Below are 14,461 nucleotides of genomic sequence, written 5' to 3'. Positions count from 1 at the left end.
ATAGCTGTTTTGTCAAGAACTAAACATTAGTACTTGGGTAAGAAAGGCTTAGGATCTACTTTTTGACCTTCAACAACGATTTCAAAGTGCAAGTGTGGGTTGGTACTCGAACCTGTTGAGCCAACCGTTCCAATCTCACTTCCTTGAACCAAGAGTTGTCCTGCTTTTACTTGAATGGAGTCCATGTGAGCGTACATTACTTGAGTCGTTTCATTAATTTGAAGAACAACGTTATTTCCATAGCCTTTTTGGGAATGTTGGACTCGTAAGACTTGTCCATTTTGAACCGCTAAAATGGGCGTACCCAAAGGCGCTGCAAAATCTACTCCTTTGTGCAGCTTTTTAACTTTTTGAATAGGATGCATTCGCAGACCATAACCAATCGTTTTTTTGTATTTGCCTTTTTCTATTGGTAAAATAAAAGCCCCATTAGTAGGTTGAATATTTAGTGTATTGGGAGTTGGAGCTTTCGTGAAAATCGTGCTTTGAAAAGCAAATAGAGTGAATAATATTGTTGTTACAGGAATAAGAAATAAGATACGATATATGCTGGATATAGGGAACGATTTATTTTGAGCAATCATTTTAATACGATTTAAAGTTAATGAATGGCTAAAATGGTTTCCAAATGCTAATGACTTAGACGAAATAGCATGTTGAACAATGAGTTGTTGATATTGAATGGTATCTACACCATTGCGAATCATGGCTTGGTCAACTTGAAATTCGTGCAGTGCAATTAACTCTTTTCGAAACCAATAAATGAAAGGATTGAACCACTGAAAAACGCATAAAATCTCGGTCAAAAAACGGTCTATACTATGCCAAAAATCAACATGTTGGCGTTCATGTTGGACAATGGGTAATTTATCTTCTGCTTCCCAAATATGCTTGCTAATAATAATATAATGCATAAATGCTGCAGCATAATTAGGAGAATCTATCAGGACATAACGATATTTGTTTTCGTGGATGGTTTTATAATGTAAAACTAACCTCAATAATTGTCCTAGTTGTACTAAAAATCGGCTTCCGAATACGACAACACCAATTCCATATAAGGATAGAAGTATTGGTTGGAAGTCTATGCTATTATAGAATGATAATTGATCTATAGGCACATCAGAAATAGGTGTACCGTTAATCCAATTGTCTATGAAATCCATGTCTTCCCAATAAGTAGAAAGCACAGGAACAAAAGAGCGATTCAACCATTCTACAGGTATGAAAGGCAACAAAATAGAAGCAACTAAAATGAAGCACAAAGCAATGCGTTGTGCTTTGAAAGTTGTCTTTGATCGAATGGTTAGTTTGTACCAAAGTAGTAGCACTGTTAGGGTGCCTACAGAAATAACCAACCCTCGAATTAGACTCATTTATCAAAGCGTTTTTTATCAGCAATCTGTTGCTCTATAATTTGTTTCATTTCTTCTAACTCATCTATTGTCAACTCGTTGTCTTTTGCAAAAAAAGAAGTGAAACGAGTCGCTGAATTGTTAAAAAATCGTGCAAAAAAACCTTTGAAAAAACCAGAAAAGTATTCCTCTTGACTAATAAGAGGGTAGTATTCGTTGGTTTTTCCATAAGTATTAAAACCAATGTATTTTTTCTTAACCAAAACTCTAATCACTGTTGATACCGTAGTGTAAGCAGGTTTAGGGTCTTGATAAGCATCTACAATATCTTTTAGGAACGCTTTTTTTAACGCCCATAGATGATGCATTACTTGTTCTTCAGCTTTTGTTAATCCTTTCATGTTTCAAATGTATGACTATTTTTATAGTAATACAACTATTTTTATAGTAATGTTGATTTTTATTTTCAAATTAAGCCAAAAATGCTTCTAAACCAAAGGTTGATTTTTAGTGTTATGATACTGTAAACTTAGTATCACTTGTTTTTATTCTCATAAATAAGAAAGGTATGAATGGGCAAGCAATAGGATGATTGCTAAGTCTTGTGTAAAACTTTTGCTCTGTACCAAAAATTTTTATCTTATAGGGGAAGTTGTTGTTGTAAATCGAGCCAATTTTTAATCGCTAAAAAATTTTATGAAGACATTATACTTAGTACGCCATGCAAAATCCAGCTGGAAAGATGAGCATTTGTCAGATATTGATCGTCCTTTAAATTCTAGAGGAAAACGAGATGCTCCGTTTATGGGAAAACTTTTGTATAAAAAGGGGATTGATCCCGATGTATTAATATCTAGTCCAGCAAGGCGCGCACGAGCCACTGCTTTTGCTTTTGCCGAAGCATTAGATTATCCTAAAAATAGAATCAAAATCAACCCAATGGTTTATGAGGCTAGTGTGCCTGATTTGTTCCAAGTAATAGAGCATTGGCACGATGATTTGGATGCTGTTATGTTGTTTGGGCATAATTTTTCTTACACAGAATTTGCAAATCTCTATGCAAAATCACCAATAGATAACGTACCTACAACAGGTGTTGTCGCTATTGAATTTAAGGTAAATAGGTGGAAGGATGTTTCCGCAGAAAATGGAAGAATAGTATTCTTTGAATATCCCAAAAAGTATCTATAACTCTGTTTGGGTGTCAATATTTTGATAATTAGGTTTTTATGAGTGGTTTGGAGAGTTGGATCTATAAAAAAAGCATTAAAGTTGGTTTGATTTTTTTTTCTACTACTGCTACCTTTGCTTTACCTCTTATGAACAAACTATATTTTTAATTGTGTGAATATTTTGATGACAATGTTAGGCTCTTATAAACCTATTTATCAAAACACCAATATTTTATTTTTAGCATTCTTAATGTAGAGCCCCCAATCTCAAACTGATTAAGGAGCAAAATATAACCCAAATTATTAAATGGTTGATTTAGAATATTTAGCACCTATAAATGATGCAACTTATAAAATAAGTGTATATGGTGAAGTTCTTTCTCCAAGATTACAAACTGCCAATGAAGGTAGTTGTAATTGGATGAATAGGATAAGCTATTGTGGAAATAAATTAGTGCAATTGAGACAAAGATATTTCCATGGATTATTTGCTACACCCAAGCAACTATTTTCTTTTGTCCATTCTCTGTTTTATAAAAAACTACTGCTAACGAAGCGACTACGTTTTACAATAGGAAAGTATACCGATGTTATGCGTTAAAAATTAAACTAGTTTGCTCTATCAATTCCTCCATAAATTTCTAAATGGAGTGAATTCCTAAAAATAAATGATGTTTTAGCCATTGGCTTTATAGTATAACTCTTTCAATTGAATAGAATTCTCTTGAGAAGAGAACCCCTCTGTGTGCTTACTGAAGGAGAAACGGTATGGTTAAATCATGTTATATGTGAATATGAATTATTATTAGTGTTGTTATGTTTTTTGACAGCCAAAATAAAGAGGGAGTACACAGATACCCCTTGAAAGAGTATCTTTTATAATTAAAAAATTAAAAAATGAAACGATTAAAATTAGATGATTTTAAACTGAAAAGTTTGAATAATGAAACAGAAAAAAATGCTCAAAAATTGTTGGGACAAGTCTTGGGAGACTGTCATGATGAACCTTACTCAATAATGGTGATGCATTTTGATCATAATAGTGAAACAGGCGAAATACTAAATCCTAGATAAGACGAATTGTAGTCACCTCTTTATTGATATAGCGTTAGATGATACTGAGTTTTGAGTATTCTATTTTGCGTTGTATTTCTGAGAAACGTGAAGGGATTTTATAACATCACAAAAAGATGAAATGATTTGAATTAGATGACTTTAAGTTAAAAACCTGGAAGAAGAATAAAAGCAAGAAATGAATCAGTTACTAAGATTAATGCTCCATTGATTACGTGAGCGCTGCGTTTTTACTTAGCTGTGCTGCTACTGCGTGGTTTCAACGGAGTAATGTAAGATAAGTCTTAGGAAATTGTCATGATGAACCTCTGTCAGATATAGTATTTCTTGGAACGTTTGAAGCGTGTACTGCTCTACTTCCATTTAGCGTTTTATCGCTACATTCTAGTTATTATTTTTAAATCTTTATAAATCATTAAATCATGAAACGATTAAAATTAGATGATTTTAAACTGAAAAGTTTGAATCGTGAAAATGAAAAAAATGCTCAGAAATTGTTGGGACAAGTCTTGGGAGACTGTCATGACGAAGGCTCTATTCTAGTTCCCATTATTTTGCCTGATGGTACCTTTATCGGTGCAGATGATTTATCAACAGGAGGTAGCAATGAATTATCTAGTAATGCACAATAATAGCTCTATTAAGAGTAAGGCGGTGCTGCTTCATTTAATAATGACAAAAATCAAAAAATGCAACGATTAAAATTAAATGACTTTAAGTTGAAAAACTTGAATGCAGTTGATGAGAAGAGGGCAGAAAAACTGTTGGGACAGGTCTTGGGAGATTGCCATGACGAGCCTCAATGCGATTTCTGTTACGGAGATGCTTTAGGTTGTGATGAGCGTTCTGGAGGAGGAGGAAAGCCAAGTGCTATTCTTTAAGTAAATGAAGTCTTTGGGTTGGGTAAGGTGAAGCTCGACTCAAGGACTTCTATATGGCGTAATTGCAATTTGTTACAGAATAAATGAACTCAATAGTTTTTATAATCCCTTAAATGAAACATTAATATGCTTGGTTATTGGTTAGCGAAACTAACGACATTTGAAATTATATTTATTTAATTCATAAATCAGTGCCTATCGATACTTGCGAAGTTTCAAAAGGAAACTATAAAATTTAACATCCCAAAATAATGTCTAAAAAATGCTCTAAAAGCCCTTGTTTTAGGGATTTTTCAGGTCTTTTTTTTGCGATTTTAGCACTCTATTTTGACTCGTATGTCCTATAAATGCAGACTTATGGTAAAATTAAATATAATTCCGTTTATCGTTAGAACCGCTGGTTATTGGTTACACGTAGAGTGGTGCTGTCAGGATGATAGGGTTTTGTGGACACTGTTTGGATCATCTGAACTTAATAAGCCTTATAGAATATTTGAGGATGATATTGTTATGTGAATTGTAAATGTTGTTCCATAAATAGAATTGGATACTGGATAGATAGGTATTGCCTACAATTATAAAACGCTTATCATTTAGTTTAATACTCCGTTGATTATTCCCTCTGGTCATGAGGGCGCAAGCTTAGTTTTTTAGTTTTCCTACGAAAAACGTAAAAAAGCATCTTGCATTAGTTTGATTATCAGTCTTTTAGTATAAAAGTCAACAAGAGTGCATCTTGCTGATAATCAACTGCGAAGCACTCATGCAATAAACTAATACGATTTTTTAACGGAGTAATGTTAGTTGCTTGTTTTTGATAAAAAACACAAAATACACAGAGTAGCATTATTATGATGGATATTAATAAAAAAGAAACATGGTTTAAACTTCATTCGTCTTGCATTCCTGTAAAAGGGAAAGATAGCAGTCTAATTTACGATATAGAAAAAGAGCAATTATATCCTATATCAGGCGATCATTATGAATTGTTGCGTCTTTGCAAAACGAATAGTTTGTCTGAAATAGAGCGTATTTTGTTAGAGGTTTCAGAAGAAGAGCTTAAAAACTTTTTAGAACAATTTATAGAAGAGTCTCTAGGCTTTTACACCAGTAATCCCGAAAGTTTTCCTGAATTAGACTTGGAATGGATGGCTCCTGCTGTGATTACAAATGGAATCATTCAACTCAATGCAACTAGCCAATTTGATTTTGAAAATTTAGTCGAGCAATTTCAAAACTTGGGTTGCGATGCCATTCAAGTACGGTTAGAAGCTGACTTTGAATGGTCAACAATAGAAAAGTTGATGCTAGCTTTTGAAACGACTAGAATTAAACTAGTTGATTGGATAATGCCGTATCGTCCAAGTTTAGATAAAGAGGTCTTGTTAGAATTAATGGGGAGGTACAAACGAGTTGGATTGTTGAGAATATATGGAAGCCCAAAAAATGATTGCTGGGAGTCAAAAGATGGAAAAGTTACAATATTATTACTACAAAAAGATATTCGATTAGATCCTTCAGAGATTATCACCCCTGACCGATTGACGGTTAATTCTTATGTTTTTATGGAAGCTCAGCGACACAATGTAGGCTTGAATAGAAAAGTCTGTGTAGATGCAGAGGGCAATATTAAAAATTATTTGAGCCATGCCAAAAGTTGGGGGAATATAACAGAAGTAACTTTAAAGGAAGTTGTCAATCGTCCTGATTTTCAGGAAAAATGGTTTGTGACCAATGACAAGATTGAAAGGTGTTGTGAATGCTCGTTTCGTTACTGTTGTGTTAGCAATTCGGATGTAGAGTTTCAACAGGGAAGCTATCGAAAAGTGGAGTATTGTACGCTTTAATATAAGGAGTTAGGAATAGTATTGTTTAAATCTTTATAAATCTAAAATTATGCAACGATTAAAATTAAATGATTTCAAGTTAAAAAACTTGAAAGATGAAGAAGGAAAGCATGCTCATAAGTTATTGGGGCAAGTCTTGGGCGATTGCCATGATGGACCTAGATGTATTCCTGTTGGAAATCCTCTTTATGGTTTGGATATTCCTGCGGGTAATGAAGAAGCATAGTCGAGTGCTAGTTATTTGTTAGAACACCATTAACTCTTGACCTATTTATTAAAATCAATGTTCAATTAAAAATTCAAAAAATGCAACGATTAAAATTAGATGATTTTAAGTTGAAGAACTTAAAAGATGAAAAAGAGACCAAAGCGAATCACTTGTTAGGACAGGTCTTGGGAGATTGTCATGATATAAGTGGTTGCGATTGGTGTGGAGTTGGTTTGTCTTGTGATGAACGTTCTGCCAATGGCGGCGATGGTATTATACAATAGAAGTTAACTTGGAGCGTATTCAAAATAACAAATAGTGCTTAGTTTGAATGTTGGATGCGCTCTTAATTTTGCATCAGCAAAGGCGGATAAAGCACGTCTTTATCCGTCATCTTAAACTTAATTATTAATGATTATCATAGCATCTAGCGAGGAAGATATTTCTACTAATAAAGTCATTGATTGGTTGGCGCATACTTATGAAGTTGATTATAGAAGGATTAATGGTTTAGAATGGTTTGGTTATCAAACGAAAACTTCTTTTCGATTTAACAAAAATCAAGTACAAGCTAATTATAGCGACTCCAATAAGAGATTTAGTATCGAGGAAGTTACTTCTATTTGGTTTCGAAAAGATACTTACGCTATTTTTTCAAAAGAAGTTGGGTGAGGGAAGGAAATAGACGCTCAAGTCAATAATCACTTAAAAGAAGAGCATTACTACGCAAAAGAAGGTTTTTATGAGTTGTTAAAAAAACAAGCAAAGCAGGTAATTGGTCATCGAATTATTAGCGAGCCAGAAAAAATAAACAACTTACTAATTGCCAAATCTATTGGGATTGATATTCCAGATACATTAGTAACAACCAATAAAGCGGACTTATTGGAGTTTTTTAAAGAAAACAATGGCGCGATTACGAAGCCAATTAAAGAATCTAGGCGTATATCGGATGGAGAAAGTGCAGCGACTATGTATGTAGCTAATATTGATCAAACAGCTTTAGAGGAAATTCCCGATTCTTTTATGGTTTCTCTTTTTCAAGAACGTTTAGATATTGCATTTGATATTCGGGTTTTTTATTTGGATGGTCAGTTTTATCCTATTGCGATATTTACGCCCAAGGGATCGGAGCGGGTTGATGTTCGGGATACCAGTTCAAAAGATAGGGCATTTCGAGAAACTAAGTACAAATTGTCGGAAGCGTTGGAGAACCAGTTGAGGCAATTTATGGATGAATTAGATTTGGTTTCTGGTTCTTTGGATTTGATTCATACCAAGGACGGACGAACTGTTTTTTTGGAAGTGAACCCCTGGGGGCAATATGGCAATGTTTCTCGCAGTGGCAATTATTTTATCAATCAAAAAATCGCTCAATATTTAGTTTATGGAAGTGAAAGAACCTAAGGAGGAAAAGACTTATTATTATCCAACAGAATTAAGAACAGAATTGCCTGTAAATTTCTTTTTGAGCAAAATTATTGCTCAAAATGCGTCTGCTAAAATTCCTTATTTAAAGGAAAAGGTTTATTGCAAGATGCACAATACAAAATGCTATCCTGTTGGAACATTCCAAAAACCTATTTCAAATATTTTATAACAGGTAGGGATAGACTCGTTGTCGATAAATGATTTGAAACTACGACGTAGCAGTATGACTAATTATTAACTAGTTATCAAAAAATTAAAATTGATGAAAAAAAATATTTTTTTAATCATTCTTGTAATGTTTATTACTTATTCTTGTTCCATCGAAATTCAAGGTTTTTTCTCTGGGTACAAAAAAACGATGAAGCGTGACCCAAACTTGCTTAAAGTCATTGCTGACAGCGAAGGAATCTGTGAAGCTAAATACTCTGATTCTTGTAAAGTTTTAGTCTTAAATGGCAAAGATTTGCAGCAGTGTATTAAGACAGAAGAACGAACGGTAATTTATTTGTGGAGTCCACATTGCACGAGTCGATATTGCTATGGTTTGGATAGATTGCAACAATACATGAACGACAAAGGCATTGTATTTTATGCTGTTGCAGATTATTATGACAGTAGACCAATGAAGGCATATTATAACCTTGAGTATCCTATTATTGGTGTAGATGTAACGTATTACAAAAGTTATACAATCACATCTTACTTAAAAAAGTTTTTGGCTGATTTATCAATAAATGATACTGCAAGTGCTAGATTATTCTATTTGGAAAGAGGAAAATTTATAAGGAGCTTTCGTGAGTTAGAAGAGATTCAGTAAAAGTGTGTTCCAATTCAGAATTACTAGTCTATTGGTAAATAAAATATAAAGTATCAAATGGTTAACTTAAAGGATATTTCATCTGTAGGTGTTGGGACTTATAGAATGAATGTAGACAATGAGATTCATTTTCAAGCAATAAAAACGGCTGTAGAGGCTGGATATAATTTAATTGATACGGCTACAAATTATCAGAAAGGCAAATCAGAGGAACTTATTGGTCATTTTTTGAAAAAATATCCTGAGTTTGCAGGTAAGTTGTTTATTATTTCTAAAGCAGGTTACTTTCCACCACAAACCTTACAAAGTTCTGATTTTGTCAATTATGTGAATCAGAAAGCTATTGAGAAAGCCGAAATAGAAGCAGATTTTGCCTATTCTTTGGATCCGAATTTTATAGCCTATCAATTAGAATCTAGTTTAAAAAAGATTGGAAGAGAGTATCTTGATGCTTACTTGTTGCACAACCCTGAGCGGCTTTTTCAAAGCAAAAACCTTGCTTCTACTGCTTATCTGTATCAGGCTATAGAGCGAGCTTTTATGTTCTTAGAAAAAAAAGTAGCAGAGGGCAAAATTCGTTATTATGGCATTAGTTCGGGGGCTTTATTTGACCCATCAAAAGAGGAATCTATTGATTTTGAGAAATTGTTGAGTATGGTCAAATCTATCCAAGAAAATCATCACTTCAAAGTGGTTCAATTTCCATTTAATTTTAAAGAGCAAGCTGCTCTTCAAAAAAATTATGATCAGCAGTCATTATTGGATTTAATTCATAAAAATGGATTGATAGCTATTGGCAATCGTCCGCTGAATATGAACGATAATGGAATGGAATTTAGGTTGGTAACACATGAAAAAAGCTTGGAAGCTTGGAAGGAAGAGGATGCTCAAAATTGCTTGAATGATTTGCTAACACAAGTAGAATCGAGAATTAAAACACTAACAAATGGGAACAGCAGTAGTGATGATTTTGAACCCATGGTTTTGCTAAAAAAGCATTATACTCATTTTTATGCAGCAGAGGCTGTTGAAACTTTTTTTCAAAAGCACTTGCTTCCTTTTTTACAGTTAATTTATGAAGAAGAAACCAGTCTAATTGAGGATGTTGTTCAGACTGTCAAAGATCACGCAACGTGTTATGCACACAAGAATCAAACGACTAAAACCAAGGCATTTCTTAAACAAGAGGACATTCCACTAAAATCCAATAGTGTTTTGACAGCTTGTGATGCTTATCTCAATCATTTTCATCTGAATCATATCTTGGTGGGCTTACGAAAACCTCAATATGTAATGGCTTTAGAAGGAGCATTTACCAAGCTAATGTAGTCATTTTAAATGCGCTCTAGGGGTAGGGGGAGTTTTGATGATTTGTCAATGAAAAAGAAAAAAAATGGAGGAGATGCATTGGTTTTCTACAAAAATAGAAATCATGATTCAAAGTGAAAATAGTAGTTTTAAAAAAGTTTTTAATTGTTTAATGTGTTTGTTATCAGTTTTTAATGCTCGAAAATATGCCAGTAATTTTTGAGAATGCCCAAATAATGTTTTTTTTCTATTTTTCTTTAGATGATATATTTGATTAATATGAGTAATAAAGATGTGATGTTGAGATAATTTTTAATCTAAAGCATCTGAACAATATCTTTAATAACTCGTGCATAAAAATTTATATCACAATTAAAATTAGAATTAAAAAATGAAACGATTAAAATTAGAAGATTTCAAAGCAAAAAAATTGACGAATCAAGCTGATGAAACAACAGAATCGAAAGTCGATCAATTGTTGGGTCAAGTACTAGGTGATTGTCATGATGACGACATTGATAATAACAATGGCGGTGACAGAGGTGGAGATATTTTTCAACAGAATCTTGTGTAATAATCTTCTTTTATGATGGGGCTTTTTAAGTTAACAGAAGAGAGTAGAATCGTTCTTCTGCTATAAAAAAATCGACCTGTCATATGTCTTAATTTTACTGGTAATCCGCTTTTTGCTTTTAGCAAAAGAGCGGATTACTAATAGATACTATGTGCGTTATTGTCCTTGTTTACTAGATTAAAACGAATACAAAGTCCCCTAAATTAAACAGATTCCAATACTTTATGCTCGGTATAAAAAATAAAATCAAATCGCTTTTTTATGCACAACAATTTCCTGTATTTAAGCAGACCGACCGATTTGATTGTGGTCCGACCTGCTTGAGAATGTTGGCGAAGTTTTATGGAAAAAACTTTAGCATGGAGTATTTGCGGTACCAATGCAAGATTGGTCCGAACGGTGTCTCTGCCAAAAATTTGATTGCAGCTGGTGAACGCTTGGGCTTTCATATTATACCTGCTTTGATTGATTATGAAACGCTAGCAGTAGAAGCACCTTTGCCTTGTATTGTATATTGGCGAGACCGGCATTTTGTCATCGTTTATAAAATAAAAAAAGATAAAGTATACGTTGCAGATCCTGTTTATGGTCGTATTGTATATAAGAAAAAAGAATTCATCAAAGCATGGCAAAATAGTAGTCGAGCAGATGGTAGCGAAGGAGGGATGACAATTTTGTTGGAACCCACCGCAAGTTTTTATCAACAAGAAGAGGACGAACCCGCTACAGGATTAGCTATCATATTGCCCTATTTATCGGCACACAAAAAATACATTGTACAAGTTTTTATTGGAGTTCTAGTCGGAATGGTTGTACAATTAATTATTCCTTTTGTCACTCAAGCCTTGGTTGATAAAGGAATCAATTATGGTGATTTGCAATTTGTATACATTTTATTGTTGGCACAGTTGGTTCTTTTTCTGAGTGCCTCTTTTCTAAATATCGTCAGGAGTTGGCTGTTGCTGTATATTGGTGCTCGAACCAGTATGTTAATTACGTCAGATTACTTAACCAAATTATTAAAAAAGTCGGTAGCGTTTTTTGATGGCAAGACACCAGGAGATATTTTGCAACGAATCAATGAGTCCAATCGCCTCGAAAATTTTTTGAATGCTGCCCCAGGGCAAATTTTTTCTTATGTTAATGCCTTTGTCTTTCTATTTATTTTAGCCTATTACAGCTTGATAATTCTAGGGATTTTTACAGTAGGAATTATAGCCTATACAGCTTGGGTATGGTTTTTTATGAAGCGGCGAGAAGAACTAGATTTTAAACGTTTTGATGCGTCTTCTAGCATCAACTCAACCTTAATTCAAACAGTAAATGGCATACAAGAGGTCAAGGTCAATGCCTCTGAAAATCGGCATATATGGAGTTGGGAAAAAAATAGGGTCCAATATTATAAGAATGCCGTTTCTACTTTAAAACTAGGTTTGTTTCAATCGATAGGAGGCGACATTATTAATCAACTAAAAAATATTGCGATTACGTTTACAGCAGCTTTATTGGTTATTGAAGGTAAAATTACCTTAGGGACAATGTTAGCCATACAATATATCGTTGGGCAAGTAAATACTCCTTTGCTAAGTCTAATCGGTTTTTTTAGGCTTGTGCAAGATGCTCGACTGAGTGTAGAGCGCTTTGAAGAAATTGAGTTTGTTAGCCCAGAAGAAGCTGTTTTGAATGCTCCCAACTTATTGACGTTGCCCCAAAAATCAGAAGATATTATTGTTGAAAATCTTAATTTTTCTTACAGTGGTAGTGCTAATGATTTTGTATTAAAAAATATCAATCTCAAGATACCCAAAGGCAAAACAACGGCTATCGTTGGAACAAGTGGAGGAGGAAAAACGACACTTATCAAATTACTCTTAAAATTATATTTACCAACCGAAGGAGCGGTTAAAATTGGCTCTACGAATCTCAATCATATTGATACGCAAAGTTGGCGTTCGTTGTGTGGGACGGTTTTGCAAGATGGCTATATTTTTTCAGATAATATTACCAACAATATTACCGAATCTGCTCCAAACGAAATGGTAGACACAGAGCAATTACTCAAAGCTGTCCAATTAGCAAATATTGAAGAACTCATCAATAGTTTGCCCTCAGGATTTAATTCTATGGTTGGTCCTGCTGGATCTACTGGGCGTACTTTGAGCGGTGGACAGCGGCAGCGGCTATTGATTGCTAGGGCAATTTATAAAAATCCTGAATTTTTGTTTTTTGACGAAGCGACAAGTGCTTTAGATGCTAATAATGAGCGCATTATTATTGATAACCTGAATGCCTTTTGTCAAGGAAAAACAGTGGTTGTCATTGCTCATCGATTGAGTACGGTAAAAAATGCCGATCAGATTGTTGTCTTGGATCAAGGCAGTATCCAAGAAGTAGGCACACACGAAACATTGATTTCTAACAAAGGTTATTATTATCAACTTATAAAAAATCAACTCGAACTTGGCAATTGATAAAGATAAAATCATCCGAATTGAGGATAAAAGTTACTTTTTTCAAGATATCTTGGAAAAAACACCATCGTGGATTGTTCGATGGGGCAACACGGTTTTTTTTGTTGTCTTTTTCCTTTTGATATTGGGGCTTTGGCTAATAGAATATCCAGATGTCATTGTGTCAGAAGCAAAAGTTCTGACTGAAAATCCTTCAATAGAGGTCTATAGCGAAAGCAGTGGACAGATCGCTTATATTTTGGAGAAAGATAAGACAAAGGTTCAAAAAGGGGCTTGGATTCTAATCTTAAATAATAGTGCAGACTATAAAAGTATTCTAAAGCTTATGGAGCTTACTCAAAAATTGGAAGGAGGTACCTTTTGGGAGCAAATCGAGCAAATACGCCTAGACGATCAATTGCGTTTGGGAAACTTGAATGATGAGTACTTAAATTTATTTAGGAATATTAGTGAATATCAGCTCTTTCAAAAGCTAAATCCTCAATTTCAACAAATCGGAATTAATAAAAATCGAACCAAGAACCTAGATGAAATTTTATTGAACTTAGAACGTCAAAAGCGATTGCTAGAGCAAGAATTGAAGTTGGTTCGAGGAGATTATGAACGGATGCAGTTGCTGTTTGAGGACAAGGCTGTTGCCAAGATAGAAGTAGAGCAAAAGGAAATGCAGTGGTTGGCGTTAAAGAGTCAAGTAGAGGAGCTCAATAGTTCGATCTTGAATGCACAACTCCAACAGCAGGTCATTAGCAAAGAAAATTCTTCTTTGGTCATTGAGCAATCGGACCGATATTTACAATTGCGAAACAACATTTTGAGTAGCTATAATCGCCTTCTTTTTTTATTAAAAGAATGGGAGCAAAAAAATGTCTTATCTGCCCCTGTCGAAGGGATTTTAAATATGTATGACATTCGTTCTAAACGGCAATTTTTGGCACAAGAGCAGCATGTTTTTACCATTAGCCCGATAGGCAAACAGACTTATTATGCTTGGGTGAAAATGCCCATTGCCAACTCAGGAAAAGTAAAGATCAAACAAGAGGTTTTAATCAAATTGTTAAACTATCCTCATCGAGAATTTGGAACCCTAAAAGGACATATTCTCTCTATAACGAGCGTGCCAAAAGATGGCAACTATTTGTTGAAAGTTGCTTTGCCTCAACAATTAAAAACGAGTGCTAATATTGAGTTAGAAGCCAAACAAGAATTAATAGGAACTGCTGAGGTGATTACAGAGAAGCTTTCTTTATTGCGCCGAATATTTAACTTTTTGGATTTGAATTAGGAAAGGAAAATTTAATCCTTCCAAAAGAATGAAAATAAAAA

The 14,461-nt window shown here is 34.1% G+C and carries 18 protein-coding genes; 16 read left to right on the top strand and 2 right to left on the bottom strand.

Features of this window, described 5'->3' with window-relative positions; all coding sequences use genetic code 11:
• Window positions 1–26: 26 nt before the first annotated feature.
• Window positions 27–1,376 carry a M23/M56 family metallopeptidase gene (locus QP953_RS25530; RefSeq protein WP_309553340.1) on the bottom strand — a complete coding sequence of 450 codons (1,350 nt, stop codon included), beginning with the start codon at window positions 1,374–1,376 and terminating at the stop codon, window positions 27–29.
• Window positions 1,373–1,756 carry a BlaI/MecI/CopY family transcriptional regulator gene (locus tag QP953_RS25525; protein ID WP_052597771.1) on the bottom strand — a complete coding sequence of 128 codons (384 nt, stop codon included), beginning with the start codon at window positions 1,754–1,756 and terminating at the stop codon, window positions 1,373–1,375. Before QP953_RS25525 ends, QP953_RS25530 begins: the two co-directional genes overlap by 4 nt.
• 295 nt (window positions 1,757–2,051) lie before the next feature.
• On the opposite strand from QP953_RS25525, the gene QP953_RS25520 reads away from it, so the two are divergent.
• The 16 genes from QP953_RS25520 to QP953_RS25445 all read left to right on the top strand — a co-directional run bounded on the left by QP953_RS25520 (window position 2,052) and on the right by QP953_RS25445 (window position 14,420).
• Window positions 2,052–2,546 (top strand): histidine phosphatase family protein, encoded by a 495-nt coding sequence (locus tag QP953_RS25520; protein WP_309553339.1) that lies wholly within the window; start codon window positions 2,052–2,054, stop codon window positions 2,544–2,546.
• Between the two features lie 288 nt (window positions 2,547–2,834).
• A complete protein-coding gene (locus QP953_RS25515) occupies window positions 2,835–3,128 on the top strand; it encodes a hypothetical protein (protein ID WP_052597769.1) in 294 nt (97 codons plus the stop codon).
• Window positions 3,129–3,424: 296 nt separating this feature from the next.
• Window positions 3,425–3,601, top strand: a complete 177-nt coding sequence (locus QP953_RS25510; RefSeq protein ID WP_156039796.1) for a hypothetical protein — start codon at window positions 3,425–3,427, stop codon at window positions 3,599–3,601.
• Between the two features lie 422 nt (window positions 3,602–4,023).
• Window positions 4,024–4,233, top strand: a complete 210-nt coding sequence (locus QP953_RS25505) for a hypothetical protein (RefSeq protein WP_052597768.1) — start codon at window positions 4,024–4,026, stop codon at window positions 4,231–4,233.
• A 57-nt stretch (window positions 4,234–4,290) separates the two neighbouring features.
• Entirely contained in the window at window positions 4,291–4,482 is a 192-nt protein-coding gene (locus tag QP953_RS25500; protein WP_052597767.1) for a hypothetical protein, read from the top strand.
• Between the two features lie 851 nt (window positions 4,483–5,333).
• Complete coding sequence (gene gwsS / locus QP953_RS25495; protein ID WP_309553338.1) at window positions 5,334–6,329, top strand: grasp-with-spasm system SPASM domain peptide maturase; 996 nt, start codon at window positions 5,334–5,336, stop codon at window positions 6,327–6,329.
• Window positions 6,330–6,378: 49 nt separating this feature from the next.
• Window positions 6,379–6,555 (top strand): hypothetical protein, encoded by a 177-nt coding sequence (locus QP953_RS25490; RefSeq protein ID WP_309553337.1) that lies wholly within the window; start codon window positions 6,379–6,381, stop codon window positions 6,553–6,555.
• 80 nt (window positions 6,556–6,635) lie between these two features.
• On the top strand, window positions 6,636–6,821 hold the full coding sequence (locus tag QP953_RS25485) for a hypothetical protein (RefSeq protein WP_052597765.1): 186 nt from the start codon (window positions 6,636–6,638) through the stop codon (window positions 6,819–6,821).
• A 127-nt stretch (window positions 6,822–6,948) separates the two neighbouring features.
• A complete protein-coding gene (locus tag QP953_RS25480) occupies window positions 6,949–7,209 on the top strand; it encodes a hypothetical protein (RefSeq protein ID WP_309553336.1) in 261 nt (86 codons plus the stop codon).
• Window positions 7,210–7,284: 75 nt separating this feature from the next.
• A complete protein-coding gene (locus tag QP953_RS25475; RefSeq protein WP_309553335.1) occupies window positions 7,285–7,944 on the top strand; it encodes a hypothetical protein in 660 nt (219 codons plus the stop codon).
• Window positions 7,925–8,137, top strand: coding sequence for a hypothetical protein (locus tag QP953_RS25470; RefSeq protein ID WP_052597763.1), 213 nt, complete (start codon window positions 7,925–7,927; stop codon window positions 8,135–8,137). The genes QP953_RS25475 and QP953_RS25470 overlap by 20 nt, the downstream gene beginning before the upstream one ends.
• Before the next feature lie 93 nt (window positions 8,138–8,230).
• Entirely contained in the window at window positions 8,231–8,785 is a 555-nt protein-coding gene (locus QP953_RS25465; protein WP_052597762.1) for a hypothetical protein, read from the top strand.
• A 57-nt stretch (window positions 8,786–8,842) separates the two neighbouring features.
• On the top strand, window positions 8,843–10,114 hold the full coding sequence (locus tag QP953_RS25460) for an aldo/keto reductase (protein WP_309553334.1): 1,272 nt from the start codon (window positions 8,843–8,845) through the stop codon (window positions 10,112–10,114).
• Window positions 10,115–10,484: 370 nt separating this feature from the next.
• Window positions 10,485–10,667, top strand: a complete 183-nt coding sequence (locus QP953_RS25455) for a hypothetical protein (protein ID WP_052597760.1) — start codon at window positions 10,485–10,487, stop codon at window positions 10,665–10,667.
• Between the two features lie 224 nt (window positions 10,668–10,891).
• Window positions 10,892–13,138: a peptidase domain-containing ABC transporter gene (locus tag QP953_RS25450; protein ID WP_309553333.1), complete on the top strand. Its 2,247-nt coding sequence runs from the start codon at window positions 10,892–10,894 to the stop codon at window positions 13,136–13,138.
• Window positions 13,128–14,420, top strand: coding sequence for an HlyD family efflux transporter periplasmic adaptor subunit (locus tag QP953_RS25445; RefSeq protein WP_309553332.1), 1,293 nt, complete (start codon window positions 13,128–13,130; stop codon window positions 14,418–14,420). Before QP953_RS25450 ends, QP953_RS25445 begins: the two co-directional genes overlap by 11 nt.
• The last annotated feature ends 41 nt before the right edge of the window (window positions 14,421–14,461 follow it).

It is taken from the genome of Aureispira sp. CCB-E (assembly GCF_031326345.1).
In the GTDB taxonomy this organism is placed as follows: Bacteria; Bacteroidota; Bacteroidia; order Chitinophagales; family Saprospiraceae; genus Aureispira.
Note: the sequence above shows the minus strand (reverse complement) of the source record. Positions and strands in the feature narration are given on the sequence as shown.

What these genes read in the sequence shown, in the direction of transcription:
- QP953_RS25530 (WP_309553340.1), bottom strand. Translation starts at nt 1,376, where the DNA reads ATGAGTCTAATTCGAGGGTTGGTTATTTCTGTAGGCACCCTAACAGTG.
- QP953_RS25525 (WP_052597771.1), bottom strand. Translation starts at nt 1,756, where the DNA reads ATGAAAGGATTAACAAAAGCTGAAGAACAAGTAATGCATCATCTATGG.
- QP953_RS25520 (WP_309553339.1), top strand. Translation starts at nt 2,052, where the DNA reads ATGAAGACATTATACTTAGTACGCCATGCAAAATCCAGCTGGAAAGAT.
- QP953_RS25515 (WP_052597769.1), top strand. Translation starts at nt 2,835, where the DNA reads ATGGTTGATTTAGAATATTTAGCACCTATAAATGATGCAACTTATAAA.
- QP953_RS25510 (WP_156039796.1), top strand. Translation starts at nt 3,425, where the DNA reads ATGAAACGATTAAAATTAGATGATTTTAAACTGAAAAGTTTGAATAAT.
- QP953_RS25505 (WP_052597768.1), top strand. Translation starts at nt 4,024, where the DNA reads ATGAAACGATTAAAATTAGATGATTTTAAACTGAAAAGTTTGAATCGT.
- QP953_RS25500 (WP_052597767.1), top strand. Translation starts at nt 4,291, where the DNA reads ATGCAACGATTAAAATTAAATGACTTTAAGTTGAAAAACTTGAATGCA.
- gwsS (WP_309553338.1), top strand. Translation starts at nt 5,334, where the DNA reads ATGATGGATATTAATAAAAAAGAAACATGGTTTAAACTTCATTCGTCT.
- QP953_RS25490 (WP_309553337.1), top strand. Translation starts at nt 6,379, where the DNA reads ATGCAACGATTAAAATTAAATGATTTCAAGTTAAAAAACTTGAAAGAT.
- QP953_RS25485 (WP_052597765.1), top strand. Translation starts at nt 6,636, where the DNA reads ATGCAACGATTAAAATTAGATGATTTTAAGTTGAAGAACTTAAAAGAT.
- QP953_RS25480 (WP_309553336.1), top strand. Translation starts at nt 6,949, where the DNA reads ATGATTATCATAGCATCTAGCGAGGAAGATATTTCTACTAATAAAGTC.
- QP953_RS25470 (WP_052597763.1), top strand. Translation starts at nt 7,925, where the DNA reads ATGGAAGTGAAAGAACCTAAGGAGGAAAAGACTTATTATTATCCAACA.
- QP953_RS25465 (WP_052597762.1), top strand. Translation starts at nt 8,231, where the DNA reads ATGAAAAAAAATATTTTTTTAATCATTCTTGTAATGTTTATTACTTAT.
- QP953_RS25460 (WP_309553334.1), top strand. Translation starts at nt 8,843, where the DNA reads ATGGTTAACTTAAAGGATATTTCATCTGTAGGTGTTGGGACTTATAGA.
- QP953_RS25455 (WP_052597760.1), top strand. Translation starts at nt 10,485, where the DNA reads ATGAAACGATTAAAATTAGAAGATTTCAAAGCAAAAAAATTGACGAAT.
- QP953_RS25450 (WP_309553333.1), top strand. Translation starts at nt 10,892, where the DNA reads ATGCTCGGTATAAAAAATAAAATCAAATCGCTTTTTTATGCACAACAA.